The sequence below is a fragment of the Chryseobacterium binzhouense genome, from assembly GCF_007474545.1.
GTDB lineage: Bacteria > Bacteroidota > Bacteroidia > Flavobacteriales > Weeksellaceae > Chryseobacterium > Chryseobacterium binzhouense.
The window spans coordinates 453,188-467,706 of sequence record NZ_VKOG01000001.1; the positions used below are offsets into that span (position 1 = coordinate 453,188).

The following is a 14,519-nucleotide window of genomic DNA, read 5'->3' on the forward strand; positions in this document are numbered from 1 at the left end:
CTCAATTTTTACTGTGAAATTTAATGATTAGCTTTTATGTAATACAGCTCTATTAATTCTAAAATTACGCACATGAAAACATTAACATTTTTACTAGCCTTAATCACTGCCAATCTTACTTATTCTCAGGTTTTAGATGAAAGAGACGATTCTTTTATGATGGAAAATAATAAAAATTTGCTGAAAATTGATATCAAAGAACCTTTCATGCAGGTTGCCATAAAAGGATGTTCCGATTTCAAACCGGCGAGTTTTGAAGGTGGAGCAGCCGCATACAAAGAGATATTGAGAAAATACATGTATACATTTCTGAATTCCGATTTTTATACATTAACGGGCGATTTTACTTTTACACTTACTATTGATGCGATGGGCAAAGTGATTGATATTGCAGGAGATCCAAAGGTGCTGAACAGTGAAATTTTTTTTGATGACATGCAATATGTTGTAAGAAGAATTAAAACAAATTGGACACCCGCAATGTGTAACGGAGAACCTGTAAAATCTGAAATGAAATTAAAAATGAATTTCTCATCTTTGTCATCTGATATGTAAAGATGATAAAGTACTTTGTGATGATATGTTTTCTGTTAGGCTTTAAAAGTTATTCGCAGGAAACAAGGGTAGACTCTGAAAATTCTGTAACATATAAAAGTGCAGAGTTTCCGGGAGGTGACGGTGCATTTTCGAAAGAGTTTTTAAAAATGATTCATGCATATATTGACTTGGGTTTGTATGCGGTGAACGGTAAATTTGTTTTCACGTTTGATGTTGATGAAAATGGAAAAGTAATCAATCTCAAAGTTTTACCTAAAGTTAAAAACAGTGAAATGTTCATAGAAGATATGCAGTTTGCAATGAAGAAAGTAAAGAAGAAATGGAAACCGGCTATCAGAAATGGGAAGCCTGTACTATCACAAAAAATAATCAGTATTTATTTTACGTCAGATTATTTTGATCATGGAGATTAATCTTTTATCTTTTTAATAAAAAATCCTATTTTAGCTGTTGTTAATTTAGAATAGCTATTTTTTTGATATGAATAAATTTTTTGTTTTAGTTGGTCTGTCTATTACATCATTTTTTAATACTCAGGTTTTATATGATGATAATATTAAAGGATATGAAGGAGGCTCTGAACAGTTCTATGCTGATTTGAATGATGCTTTAGTTAAAAATGGTTTTGAAAAATGTAATAATAGGATGTCTGAAATGTTTGTGGCAAAAGTTGAAATTATCGAAGGTATTGCTAGAATAAACAACAAGAATATTCTAGATGATTGCGCAACACAATGGTTTATTAAAGGATTTAATAATATCAATAAATTAAAAAAATGGAGGTATGCAGATGGAAATTTAAATAAATTTTCTATAACATTTTATCCAATTGATTACGGAAAAAATTTTATGAAAGGCTATACTCCAGAAAAGCTTGTAAAAAATGCTGAGTTTCCCAGTGGAACGATTGCTTTTAGAAATGCACTATTTGAAAAATTAAGAAATCAGAATATTAATCTTAAAGATTTACAAATTGTTGTCACTTTTACCATTAACAAAGAAGGAGATTTAAATAATATCATTGTAGAAAAACCACAAAATTTAGGATTAGATTTAAAAAGTAAAATTATCAAATCGATAGAACAAATTAATACGAAATGGAAACCGCAATCTTTTCGAAATATTCCAGTGTCCTCAAGATTCAGAATTCCAATAACATTCAAAGGTTAATTAAAAACACTCCTGACATTCTGTCACAATATTTTGTATCTTTGCAAATTCAATAAGTTCAGAATTTAATATTTTGAGTTCAAATCTTTATGTGTAGAACCTAGACGTTAAATTTTAAACCTTAAATAAGATTATCGTGCAGGAAAAATATATAGACGAAACAAAACAGGGAGAAGCTTTCGCCATTGCGGAAAAAGCAGAAAACTCAAAGAAACTGTTCCTGGAGAGCTACGGTTGTCAGATGAATTTCTCTGACTCTGAAATTGTTGCATCCATACTTAATGAGCAGGGTTACAATACAACATTAAAGGTTGAAGAAGCAGACCTTATCCTTTTAAATACCTGTTCCATCCGTGAAAAAGCCGAGCAGACCGTAAGAATGCGTCTGTCTCAGTTCAAAAACCTGAAAAAAGAAAAGCCGAATATGACGGTTGGTGTTCTGGGCTGCATGGCAGAAAGATTAAAAACCAAATTCTTGGAAGAAGAACAGTTGGTGGATCTTGTGGTTGGTCCCGATGCATACAGAGATTTACCCAATCTTTTAAAAGAAACCGAAGACGGAAGAGATGCAATCAACGTAATTCTTTCGAAAGAAGAGACTTATGCAGATATCAATCCGGTTCGTTTGGGCGGAAATGGGGTTACAGCTTATGTAACTATTACAAGAGGCTGCGACAATATGTGTACATTCTGCGTCGTTCCTTTCACGAGAGGGCGAGAAAGAAGCCGTGATCCGCATTCTATTCTTGATGAGTGCAAAAGCCTGTGGGAAAATGGGTATAAAGAAATTACCTTATTGGGGCAGAACGTAGATTCCTACCTTTGGTATGGAGGCGGTCCTAAAAAAGATTTTGCCAAAGCATCTGAAATGCAGAAAGCTACAGCTGTAAATTTTGCACAGTTGCTTGATCTGGTTGCGAAAGCCGTTCCTGAAATGAGAATCCGTTTCTCCACTTCCAATCCGCAGGATATGAGTCTGGATGTATTCAGAATGATGGCAAAACACGATAATATCTGTAAATATGTTCACCTTCCGGTTCAGAGCGGAAGCAACAATATGCTGGAAGCCATGAACAGACAGCACACCCGTGAAGAATACTTAGATTTAATTAAAAAAGCAAAAGAAATCGTTCCCGCAGTTGCTTTTTCTCAGGATATGATCGTTGGTTTCTGCAACGAAACAGAGGAAGATCATCAGGATACATTAAGCTTAATGAGAGAAGTGGAATATGACTACGGTTATATGTTCGCTTATTCAGAAAGACCGGGAACTCCTGCTCACAAAAAGATGGAAGACAATATTCCTGCGGACGTTAAACAGAGACGTTTGGCGGAAGTTATTGCTTTACAGGGAGAACTGTCCAGAAAAAGAATGAAATCTTATGTAGGAAGAGTTCACCAGATTTTAATTGAAGGAACTTCCAAAAAGAACGAAAACCAGTGGAAAGGAAGAAACTCCCAGAATGCGGTTTGCGTTTTCGATAAACTGGAAGGGCAGAAAATTGGTGACATTGTGGACGTTTTTGTTTTTGATAATACACAAGGTACACTTTTAGGGGAAACGGTAAATAAATAATTTAAAATTTTTATGGCAGCTTTATCCGCCCTCCGTTCCCGCTTTTTTGCTCGTCGTTCCTCCTCGCAAAAAGAGCTCCACTCAGGTCGGGCTGCGAAGTGAGGTTTCAAAACAAGATTTATCGTTAAATGAAAGATTTACAAAATACACCACTTTTAAATACGATTTCTGCATTATTAGAAAATGCCAGAAAGAGTGTTGTTGTTGCTGTAAATCAAACAATGGTTCTGACCTATTTTGAAATTGGAAAAACAATTGTAGAAGACGAGCAAAATGGAGAATACCGTGCAGAATACGGAAAAACGCTCCTAAAAGATTTGTCTTTACATCTTACGGAAAGATTTGGAAAAGGGTTCTCGGTAGAAAACCTTGATAGAATGCGATTTTTCTATAAAACTTATTCTGAACAAATTTCGTCAACACTGTTGACGAATTCTTCAAATACAATTTCCCAGACACTGTCTGTAAAATTCAATCTTTCATGGTCTCACTATTTAAAATTAATGAGAATAAAAGACCCTAATGAAAGAAAATTCTACGAAATTGAAAGTTATAAAAATAACATAAACAAGATTTTATTAACATTTTAAACTCAGACAATGGAAAAATTTCATAAATATTGCCTAAGTGTATTGTTGGTAATAATCTGCAGCAATATTTCGGCACAAATTTCCAATGGAACAGCCGAAAGTGAAGACTGTAAACAGTTGTATGAACTTTATAACCGGATTTTAAATCAGGGTTGTGAAGATTTACAGGAAATTGGGGTAAAAGAAGATCTTGTGCATAAGATAACGATAAATCAAAAGCAGTACGCAATTGATATTATCGGTAAAATTTTTCCTAATAAACAAAAGAACAATTTTCATCAAAATATAACGAGAGCAGATTTTTCTGAAAAAGAAAAACACAGTCTTCTCCTGAAAAACTTTGAAAACAATAGTAGAGAAAATCTCTTCGCTGAAATTTTATATTTTAAAACCAAGGTTTCAAAAGTCAGAAATAAAGATTATTTAGACGTTGTAAGTTAAATTTAAATCCAATTATTTTTAAACTAACTAACAGATTTACACTTATTAATGTAAGTCATATTCAAATCAATAATCTAAAAATTTACTTATGAGCAACGAGCTTCAAAATATAAAAAACCGTTTCGGAATTATCGGAAATTTTCCGGCATTGAATCGTGCATTAGAAAAATCTATACAAGTAGCACCTACCGATATTTCTGTTTTAGTAATCGGGGAAAGTGGAGTGGGGAAAGAATTTATTCCGAAAATCATCCATTCAGAATCTAAAAGAAAACATCAGCCTTATATTGTCGTTAATTGTGGTGCAATTCCGGAAGGAACGATTGATTCCGAATTGTTCGGACACGAAAAAGGGGCATTTACAGGAGCCACAGCAACCAGAAAAGGTTATTTTGAAGTTGCTGATGGCGGAACGATCTTTCTGGATGAGGTAGGAGAACTTCCTTTGCAGACGCAGGTTCGTTTACTTCGAGTTTTGGAAAGCGGCGAATTTATGAAAGTAGGTTCTTCGCAGGTTCAGAAAACGAATGTAAGAATTGTTGCCGCAACGAACGTGAATATGATGAAGGCAATTCAGGACGGAAGATTTCGTGAAGATTTGTTCTATCGTTTGAACACCGTTCAGATTGATATGCCTGCTTTGAGAGAGCGGAAAGGTGATATTCATCTGCTGTTCAGAAAATTTGCCATTGATTTTGCAGAAAAATACAGAATGCCTGAATTGGAGCTTGAGCCAAGCGCAGTTCATTATATCGAAAATTACACTTTTCCCGGAAATGTACGCCAGCTGAGAAATTTGGTAGAACAAATGACCGTAGTGGAAAGAGAAAGAAAAATATCAGTAGAAAAACTGACAGAATATATTCCGATGGATGCCCATCTTCCAATGGTTGTCAATCAGCCGAATACACAAAAGCAAAGTGATTTTGGAAGTGAAAGAGAAATTATGTACAAAATTCTCTTCGATATGAGAAACGATATTAATGATCTGAAATCCTTAACTTCGGAACTGATTAAAAACAGGGGAAACTCGGATCTGAGTAATCAGGAAAAAAATCTTATCAACAGAATTTACACTTCAGAAACCCAACAGTCGGCAAATCCGAATTCTCTTTTGTTTTTTGAAAATAATAATAGCTCAGGACAAAATAATATTCAGAATCCTACAATTATATCTAATTCCGATGATAATTTTGATGATTTTGAAGACGTGGAAATTGAAGACAATAAACCGGAATCTCTTTCACTACAGAATAATGAAAAAGATCTGATTGTGAAAGCTTTAGAAAAGCACAACGGAAGAAGAAACAGAGCAGCAGATGAACTGGGAATTTCTCAGAGAACGCTTTACCGTAAGATTAAACAGTATAATCTGGAAGATTAAATATTTAACCCGAAACACCAATAAATGAATAAGCTCACAAATCTTTTTATTTTGATATTATCAGTAGGATTGCTCAATTCTTGCTATACATTTACCGGCTCTTCTCTGAAAGATGAGAAAACAGTCCAGATCAATGAGTTTCCTAATAATGCAGCTTTAGTAAACCCAACACTTTCTCAGCAGTTTTCGACGGATATTCAAAACAGATTCCTGCAGCGAACTACTTTGAAAGGAACAAAAACCAATCCGGATATTTTAATTGAAGGAGAGATTATAGATTATGCCATCACGCCGACAACCATTAGTTCGTCAACACAGCAGACAAGCGCTGGAGCAATTCAACAGTCTCAGAATAAGCTTACGATCACTGTGAAAGTGCGTTACGAAAACAAACTTCATCCTGATGTGAGCTTTGAAAGAAATTATTCTGATGAAGCCGTTTTCAACAGTGATTTGTCGCAGAGTCAGATTGAAACATCACAGGTAAGACTGGTAACAGAGAGAATTATTAATAAGATTTTTAACGATATTGTAGCTAATTGGTAAAGTGATGAATAACAGAGTTTTAGAATTATTAAAAAATCCGAAAATTATTCAGTCAGAAGATTTAAGTCTTTTGAAAGAGGAAATTAATTCTTCCCCGTATATTCAGAATATCCGCGCACTTCACCTTTATGGAGTTCATCTTTTTGACAGAGAAAATTATCAGAAAGAATTATCTACTACAGCGGCTTATACCACTGATAAAAAAATCCTTTACCAGCTGATTAACGGTAAATTACAGCAGCAGCCATCAATTCCGAAAATAGACGAAGAAACTAAAACTGTTGAAAAAGAAAATGTAAGAGAGAAAGTAAAACATGATTACGAAGCTGTCTCACAGGATCTTATTGCTCCCAAACCGGAGATTAAGCATGTTTTGGTAAACGGAGAACGAAACAGGATTTTATATGAAGGAGAGGAGAATTTCCTGACTGATGAAAACTCTGAAACAATTGATCTGGAATCTACATTAGAATCCGGAGTAATTGTAATTCAAAAAAGAGAAATATCTACAGAAACTCAAAATACAGAAGAAAAAAATCTTCAGGAAACTGATTTAGATGAAAAACAGACCGCTTCCAGCTCTTTAGATTCGGAAATGCCTGGAACTTTACTGTCTGACAAAGATAATACACAAGAAATTCAGGAAAAAGTTCATATTTCAGAGCCTGGAATTGAGCCAGTTGCAGGAAATCTGAATGTTGAAACGGTTATTAGTGAAGATAAAATTGATTCTGAAAAGGTTTCCGACAAAGTAAATGATGAATCAGAACTTAGTTTCCTGAAAATTGAATCTTTTGAACCCGAAAGTGGAACAGAAGAAATTCAGAATCAAAGTACTGTTTCAGAGCCTGAAATTGAGCCAGTTGCAGAAAATCTGAATGTTGAAGCGGTTATTAATGAAGATAAAATTGACTCTGAGAAAGTTTCCGACAAAGTAAATGATGAATCAGAACTTAGTTTCCTTAAAATTGAATCTTTTGAACCTGAAAGTGAAGTAAATGCAGGAAGCTTGCCTGAAAGAGAAGATCATCAGGAGGAATCAAAGGTGACTCTAAATCCTGAAACCATCATTAATGAAGACCGGATTGAAACACCTAAGATTGCGGAACAGATAAAAGATGATGCTCAACTAAGTTTTCATGGAACAGAATCTTTTCTCCCTGAAATAAGAATTGAAACTTCTCATTCTGAAGCTCAAACAAAAATTAATAGTCCTAAATCTTCTGTAAATAAATATGAAGAAGAGATGAGACGCCTGATTGAAGAAGTTGAAAAAAGGATGAAAACGGAGAAGAAAGCAAATACTGCTGAAACGCCAAAAGATGATGATCATCCAGGAAATGAGATCAGTTTCGCAGAAACACAGGATTTTGTGATTGATACTAAAGAAGAAAAAGAAAATTTAACTTCAGATAATCAAAAAAATATTTCGGACGAAATAAATAATGAAGAGGAGGAAAATAAGATTGTAAACTCGAGCTGGAAGCCGATGAGTTTTGAAAGTAACCTTCCCGATGCTTTATTAAACAAAAAAAATGAAAGTAAGGAAATCTCAGCAGAAGAAACAGAAATTGTAAAAATACAGGAAGATAAATCTAATCTTGAAGAACCAAAAACATTTTCTGAAACTGAAATGAATGATGAATTTGAAATTGAAGAAAGCAAAATAATAACAGATGATGAAAGCGAAAGTGGGGAAGTTCCTGTAATGAATGTGTCATTCTTTGGATCAGAAATTTCAAGTCTGCTGATTAATCAGGACCACAATAAGCCAAAGGAGAAAACACAGCAAGTACCAATTGCTGCTGAACCACTAAAAAAACAAGCTGCTGACAGTAATATTCCCGGTTTTATCAATACATGGCAAAGCTGGCTGAAAATTGACCGGACAGAAGAGATTCTGAAAGAAAAGGCTATAACTAAAACTAAAGTTATTGAATCTTTCATTGAAAACAACCCTAAAATCAGTCAGCTGAAAGATGAAGTAAATTTTGTGGTAAAGGAAAAAACTGACGATATTTCGCATTTGATGACAGAAACTCTTGCTAATTTGTACATTGAGCAAAAGCTTTACACAAAGGCAATTAATGCATTTCAGATTTTAATTGGGAAACATCCTGACAAGAAAGATTATTTTGAAGCCAAAATTCAGGAAATAAAAGATAACAGAGGAAAAAATTAATAAATTTAAGATGGATAATGTGAAACAAATTACCTTTGGTGGCGGGTGTTTTTGGTGTGTTGAAAGCTGTTTTAATATGCTTAACGGTGTAATTTCTGCCGTTTCAGGATATTCAGGAGGTCATAAAGATCATCCGACATATGAGGAGGTTTGTACAGGAGAAACAGGTCACGCAGAGGTCGTTCAGATTACTTATGATGCGGATGTGATCTCTTACGAACAACTGATGGATGTTTTCTTTTTTCTGCATGATCCAACACAGCTCAACAGACAGGGAAATGATATAGGAACCCAGTATCGTTCAGTAATTTTTTATAAAGATGAAGAGGAAAAAACAAAAGCGGAAGAAGCTGTTGAAGCATCAAAAAAATCGGGAAGATGGGAAGGAACTTATGTGACCGAACTTTCAAAACTGGAAAAATTTTGGGCTGCTGAACAGTATCATCAGGGATATTATAACGAGAATCCGTTACAGCCTTATTGCAGCGCTGTTGTAGGACCTAAAATTCAGAAGTTTAAAAAGTATTTCGGGGAGCTCGGAATACTCAAAAATGAAGCTTAATAAGTTCGTACTATAAACATATAATGAAGCCCGAAAATAACTTTCGGGCTTCTTTAATCAAATCGATATGCAAAGGTTGAATATCCGTAGTGTGTTGCGAGATACTTGGCTGGAGATAATATTTGCGAGATTAAACCCGAAATTTTAAACCCAAACCCTGAACTCTATGAAAGCAGCTTTTTTGCCATCTCGGAAATACTTTTCCCGTCAGATTTTCCGGCTAAATTTTTAGATGCTATTCCCATAACTTTACCTAAATCTTTTATAGATTCGGCACCAGTTTCTGCAATAATAGCCTTCATTTCGGCTTCCAGCTCTTCTGAAGAAAGCTGTTTAGGCAAAAACTGTTCTATAATTTTCATCTGAGCTTCTTCTACTTCTGCCAAGTCATTTCTTCCCTGTGCAGAAAACTGGTCGTAAGAATCCTTACGCTGCTTCACCATTCTCTGAAGAATGGCAATTTCCTGCTCCGGAGAAACTTCTTTTCCCAAAGCTTCAGTTTTCAGTAATAATATTTGTGCTTTCACAGCGCGAAGAGAATCTAAAGCTACTTTATCTTTAGCTCTCATTGCTGTTTTTATCGCTTCAGTGATTGTATTTTCTAAACTCATATTATTTAATTTAACAATGTATCAATGTAACAGTTTATCAATAGATTCTTCGACAGGCTCAGCATGACAATTCGAGATTGTTACATTGGTACATTTCTACATTGTTATATTATTTTAATCTACATCTTTATTCAAAAATCTGTTTTCTCTGATCTGCATGTTTCCGTTGTTATCAGAAAGATAGGTGTTGATATTTTGGTCTGATGCATTGCTTCCGTCAATCGAAATATTTTTTCTCTTGAAAGCAGGAACAGATTCAAACTCATTAGCCATATCAAAATTCTGGTAACGGGAATTGAACTCTTTCAGCTTATTTCTTCTTTCCATTACACGCTCCTGATCTGCGGGTTTGCTGACAAAAGTAAATTCGCTTTCTGTCTGTCTTGGCATTTCAGTTTTTGGCTCTGTAATATTTTTTCGCTCTTCTTTTACTTCAAATATATTCTGAGCTTTTGGAGCGGTTTCTTCTGCCGTTTTTGTGAAAGTTTCTACTTCGTTTTTTGGCTGTCCGAAATCTGCTTTTGGTTCGTTTACCGGTTCATTTACCGTAAAACTAAATTCTACAGGCTTTTCATCAGCATACTTTCTTGTAAATGTATCGTTGTCTGACTCTTCTTTTTTGTTTTCAAAATCAAATGAAAAAGACTGAATTTCCAGATCATTATCGCCCTCATCGTCAAAAGAGAAAAGATTGTATGCATCATCCTGAGATTCTTCACTGTTTTTCCAGCTCTGAACAGGGTTGTCAATCGTATCTTGCTCTCTATCAGAGAATTTTATTTCGGTTTTAACATCTTCATCCTCAATAATCATTTTTTTTTCAGTAGAGGAAACTTTAAACTGAGGCGTATCCTGATCTTCATCATCTAATCTGAAAAGATTTTTACCTCCAAAATCATATCCATGCTCTGGTGTAGTTTCTCTTTCTTCCTTTGTTTTGAAAGGTGAAGCTTTCGGAGTATCTAAAGCATCATTCAAACCAATTCTGATTTTCTCTGTAGGACCGGCAAATTTTTTGTTATCGTTAGAAAAACCGGTTGCAATAACCAAAACACTTACTGCATCGCCCAATTCTTCATCTGCACCAACTCCAAAGATAATATCTGCAGTATTTCCTGCCTCTTTCTGGATATAATCCATGATAATTCCGATTTCATCCATCGTAGCTTCTTCTGCACCACTTCGGATAAGCAAAAGTACATTTCTCGCTCCGGTAATTTTATTGTCATTCAATAACGGAGAATCCAATGCTTTTTTCACTGCTTCTTCTGCTTTGTTTTCGCCTGAAGCCATACCTGTTGACATCAATGCTGTTCCGGAATTTTGAAGAACAGATTTGGCATCACGGAAGTCAATATTTACATCAAAGTAACCCGTAATTACTTCTGCCATTCCTTTAGCTGCGTTGGTTAGTACCTCATCAGCTTTAGAAAATCCTTGTTTGAAGCCTAAATTTCCAAACTGCTGTCTCAATTTATCATTATTGATAACAATTAAAGAATCAACATTATTTCTCAGCTTTTCAAGACCATTTTCTGCCTGTTCCAGTCTTCTTTTTCCTTCAAAGCTGAAAGGTACGGTAACAATTCCTACAGTAAGAATTCCCATATCTTTGGCTACTTTAGCAATAACGGGAGCAGCTCCGGTTCCTGTACCACCACCCATTCCGGCAGTAATAAAAACCATTTTCGTATTTTGTCCCATGGCTGCTTTAATGTCTTCAATACTTTCGATAGCAGCTTTTTCTCCTACTTCTGGGTCTGCACCGGCACCAAGACCTTCGGTAATGGTAACACCCAACTGTACTTTGTTGGATACCGGATTGTTGTCTAAAGTCTGAGCATCGGTATTACAGATCACGAAATCTACTCCGTGAATTCCTTTTTCGTACATGTGCTTTAATGCGTTGTTACCGCCGCCGCCAACACCGATTACTTTTATAATTGATGAATTTCCTTTTGGCAAATCAAATGAAAATCCTTGTGAACCTATATTTTCCATGTTTAATTTTTTTATAATTGATAATCGACTCTGATAATTGATGAGAAAATCATTCATCGCTTACCATTCATCATTTATTTTTATTCTACTTCTTCAAAGAATTTTTTTACTTTTTCCATCAAAGATTGCCCGAAAGTCGGCTTTGACTGTTTTGCAGGCTGTGCCTTTACCTCTTCCTGTACCTGTTGAGGCATCATCGCCGGCTGGGAATCTTCAGTTTCAGTTTCAGATGTGTGCTTTTCTTCAGTTTTCGTTTCTGCTTTATTTTCAATAGTTTCTTCTGCAACGACAGTTTTTTTGTCACGGATTTTCAAGCTTTCCATTAATAATCCGATGGAAGTAGCAAATTCCGGTCCCTTAAGATACTGATTTTTATCGTTTGCAATATACTCATTGGCAAAACCGATTCTGCTGTCGAATCCTGTCGTATAATTTGCCAATTGACGAAGATGTTTCAGGTTTGAACCACCTCCAGTCAAAACGATTCCTGCAATCAGTTTTTTCTTCTGTTCAAATGCGCCGTACGCCTTTAGTTCTGTATTTACCATTTCCAGAATTTCTTCTACTCTTGCATTGATAATCTGCGCTAAAGTTTTAAGCGAAATTTCTTTATCCGGTCTTCCGTGAAGTCCGGGAATGGTTACAAATGTACTGTCTTTTTCCAATTCAGGAACTGCAGAACCAAACTTAACCTTTAATTGCTCGGCATGCTTTTCTATAATTGAACATCCTTCTTTAATGTCTTCTGTGATAATACCACCCCCGTAAGGAATTACACAGGTATGACGGATGATATTATCTTTAAAAATAGCAATATCTGTAGTTCCGCCACCGATGTCTACAATGGCAACTCCTGCTTCTTTCTCTTCTTTGGTAAGAACAGCTTCGGAAGATGCTAAAGGCTCAAGAGTAAGTGCTTCCATCTCCAAACCGGCTTCTCTTACGCATCTCGCAATGTTTCTGATGCTTCCCATTTGTCCTACTACCACATGAAAATTGGCTTCCAGACGTTTTCCGTGCATTCCGACAGGCTCCTGAATTTCTCCTTCAGAATCAACTTTATATTCCTGCGGAAGAACGTGGATAATTTCTTCACCCGGAAGCATGACCAGTTTTTTTACCTGATCCTTCAATGCTTCAATATCATCATCCGTAATAAATTTATCAGGATGTTCACGCATAATGTAATCGGAATGCTGTAAAGAGCGAATGTGCTTACCTGCAATTCCTACTGTTACCTTTTTGATAGGAACTCCTGCGCTGGATTGTGCTTCCGAAACAGCTGCTTTGATTGAATTGATCGTCTGCGAAATATTATTCACAATACCTTTGTGAACCCCAAGACTTTTGGCTTTCCCAACACCGAGAACTTCTATTTTCCCGTGTGCATTCCTCCTTCCGACAATGGCGACAATTTTGGTTGTCCCAATGTCCAGACCTACTGAATACTCTTGATTTTCCATTGTTTATATCGATTTGATTTTTTATCTATTTTTACTTTGCCTTCGTTTTCTGCTTTGCTGCTGTTGTTTTTTTCTCTGTTTTCCTGACTTCTGACTTTGCTGTCTGAGTTTTTACGGAGGCTGTTTTTTTAGTTTCAGAGACCTTTGCCACTGGCTGTTTTTCTTTTTTTAAGGAAGTGTTTTCTGAAATTTTTGCCAGATCTTTTCCTCTTGCTTTCAGTAAACTGTCATTTTCCTTAAAATAAGGATTCAAAGTAGTAACAATCTGATTCTGATACTTCACCGAAATCATACTGTATTTTTGTGAATCCTGGTAAACAAGATATTTTTCTACAAAGGTTTTGAATCCTTTTACTTTGAAATCTATATTGTCTAAATCTCCAATTTCCACTTTATAGTTCCCCTCACTTGTAAGGAGATTGTAGTCATTGTTTCTGTCTTTTGAAATTCCTATAAAATATCTTTTACTGAAATCATCTTTGTCTATTTTTTCGACGAGTTCGGCAAGCTTTTGATATTCATCTTTTTTTACATCTCCGGTAACCAGCATACATGGATGAGAATATGTTTTGGAAATCGGAAACTCTACTCCTTTTTCATCCACATAAAAATCTTTTCCGTCTTTATTTAATCTGAAAACCGGTACCCTCTGTTTGATATCTAAATTTAATTTTCCATTCAGATTTAAATAAACATTTGCGCTGTCAACAGCCGGAAGCGCGTTGATTTTCTTTTCCAGTTCAGGAATATTTAAATCTCCTACCTTTCTGGAAGGATTTTCTTTATTGACGATCTCCCGAATGTCTTTTTCATCAATAAAATAAACCGGTGTTTTCTCGTTCATCTTCACAGAAATCTTATTGTCTGTAATCTTTTGTCCGCTGAATTTCTTCAAAGAGAAACTCAACAGGAAACCAAGAATGATTACTGTGATGACAATTTTTAAAATTCTGTATTTGTTTTTCATTTTTGTTCTATTTGAACACGAAGTTCACAAAGTTTTTCTTTTTTTAGTTTCACAAAGTCGCTTCGCTTATATAAGCTTACATTTTATTTTATATATCCGTTTATTACTCTTTGAATTCCGGTTTTAAAGAGTTTAGAATTAAAATTTAATAATAAACCCAATCTGTAGTTTCCTAATTTTAAATAATTTAATAATTGAGCATTGTGAAATTTATCTAATGCTTCCTGAGCTTTAATCTCTACAACTACTTTACTTTCAACTAGTAAATCAATTTTAAAAGCATTCTCAACTTTTAATTTTTCGTACTGAATTGAAAGAAATTTCTGTCTTTCAACAACTAATCCTCTGTTTTTTAATTCATATTCCATACACTGCTCATAAACTGTTTCATATAAACCTGATCCCAAGGTTCTATGAATTTTTAATCCTGCGTCTACAATAATAGCCGAAACTTCATTTTCATTCATT

The 14,519-nt window shown here is 35.0% G+C and carries 15 protein-coding genes; 10 read left to right on the forward strand and 5 right to left on the reverse strand.

Annotated elements, in window-relative coordinates; genetic code table 11:
* Window positions 1-72 precede the first annotated feature (72 nt).
* The 10 genes from FNE73_RS02100 (at window position 73) to msrA (ending at window position 9,009) form a co-directional block, all read left to right on the forward strand.
* Entirely contained in the window at window positions 73-555 is a 483-nt protein-coding gene (locus FNE73_RS02100; protein ID WP_143883131.1) for an energy transducer TonB, read from the forward strand.
* Between the two features lie 20 nt (window positions 556-575).
* Window positions 576-971 (forward strand): energy transducer TonB, encoded by a 396-nt coding sequence (locus FNE73_RS02105; RefSeq protein ID WP_185147273.1) that lies wholly within the window; start codon window positions 576-578, stop codon window positions 969-971.
* Window positions 972-1,038: 67 nt separating this feature from the next.
* Window positions 1,039-1,728, forward strand: a complete 690-nt coding sequence (locus tag FNE73_RS02110; protein ID WP_143883133.1) for a hypothetical protein — start codon at window positions 1,039-1,041, stop codon at window positions 1,726-1,728.
* A 136-nt stretch (window positions 1,729-1,864) separates the two neighbouring features.
* Entirely contained in the window at window positions 1,865-3,304 is a 1,440-nt protein-coding gene (gene miaB, locus FNE73_RS02115; protein WP_143883134.1) for a tRNA (N6-isopentenyl adenosine(37)-C2)-methylthiotransferase MiaB, read from the forward strand.
* A gap of 128 nt (window positions 3,305-3,432) precedes the next feature.
* Window positions 3,433-3,894 (forward strand): DUF1016 N-terminal domain-containing protein, encoded by a 462-nt coding sequence (locus FNE73_RS02120; RefSeq protein WP_143883135.1) that lies wholly within the window; start codon window positions 3,433-3,435, stop codon window positions 3,892-3,894.
* A gap of 9 nt (window positions 3,895-3,903) precedes the next feature.
* Window positions 3,904-4,335, forward strand: a complete 432-nt coding sequence (locus FNE73_RS02125) for a hypothetical protein (RefSeq protein WP_143883136.1) — start codon at window positions 3,904-3,906, stop codon at window positions 4,333-4,335.
* A gap of 88 nt (window positions 4,336-4,423) precedes the next feature.
* Window positions 4,424-5,719 carry a sigma-54 interaction domain-containing protein gene (locus FNE73_RS02130; RefSeq protein WP_143883137.1) on the forward strand — a complete coding sequence of 432 codons (1,296 nt, stop codon included), beginning with the start codon at window positions 4,424-4,426 and terminating at the stop codon, window positions 5,717-5,719.
* A gap of 24 nt (window positions 5,720-5,743) precedes the next feature.
* Window positions 5,744-6,265: an LptE family protein gene (locus FNE73_RS02135; RefSeq protein WP_143883138.1), complete on the forward strand. Its 522-nt coding sequence runs from the start codon at window positions 5,744-5,746 to the stop codon at window positions 6,263-6,265.
* A 4-nt stretch (window positions 6,266-6,269) separates the two neighbouring features.
* The gene (locus tag FNE73_RS02140) at window positions 6,270-8,447 is read left to right on the forward strand and encodes a hypothetical protein (protein ID WP_143883139.1); all 2,178 of its coding nucleotides are present in this window, start codon (window positions 6,270-6,272) and stop codon (window positions 8,445-8,447) included.
* A gap of 10 nt (window positions 8,448-8,457) precedes the next feature.
* Entirely contained in the window at window positions 8,458-9,009 is a 552-nt protein-coding gene (gene msrA / locus FNE73_RS02145) for a peptide-methionine (S)-S-oxide reductase MsrA (RefSeq protein WP_143883140.1), read from the forward strand.
* Window positions 9,010-9,173: 164 nt separating this feature from the next.
* On the opposite strand, the gene FNE73_RS02150 is transcribed toward msrA, so the two are convergent.
* The 5 genes from FNE73_RS02150 to FNE73_RS02170 form a co-directional block, all read right to left on the reverse strand.
* Window positions 9,174-9,620, reverse strand: coding sequence for a GatB/YqeY domain-containing protein (locus FNE73_RS02150; protein ID WP_143883141.1), 447 nt, complete (start codon window positions 9,618-9,620; stop codon window positions 9,174-9,176).
* 114 nt (window positions 9,621-9,734) lie between these two features.
* Window positions 9,735-11,621, reverse strand: a complete 1,887-nt coding sequence (gene ftsZ / locus FNE73_RS02155) for a cell division protein FtsZ (RefSeq protein WP_143883142.1) — start codon at window positions 11,619-11,621, stop codon at window positions 9,735-9,737.
* Between the two features lie 80 nt (window positions 11,622-11,701).
* Window positions 11,702-13,084 (reverse strand): cell division protein FtsA, encoded by a 1,383-nt coding sequence (gene ftsA, locus FNE73_RS02160; RefSeq protein ID WP_143883143.1) that lies wholly within the window; start codon window positions 13,082-13,084, stop codon window positions 11,702-11,704.
* Window positions 13,085-13,115: 31 nt separating this feature from the next.
* On the reverse strand, window positions 13,116-14,051 hold the full coding sequence (locus FNE73_RS02165) for a cell division protein FtsQ/DivIB (RefSeq protein ID WP_143883144.1): 936 nt from the start codon (window positions 14,049-14,051) through the stop codon (window positions 13,116-13,118).
* An 83-nt stretch (window positions 14,052-14,134) separates the two neighbouring features.
* Entirely contained in the window at window positions 14,135-14,518 is a 384-nt protein-coding gene (locus tag FNE73_RS02170; protein ID WP_143883145.1) for a GxxExxY protein, read from the reverse strand.
* Window position 14,519 lies beyond the last annotated feature (1 nt).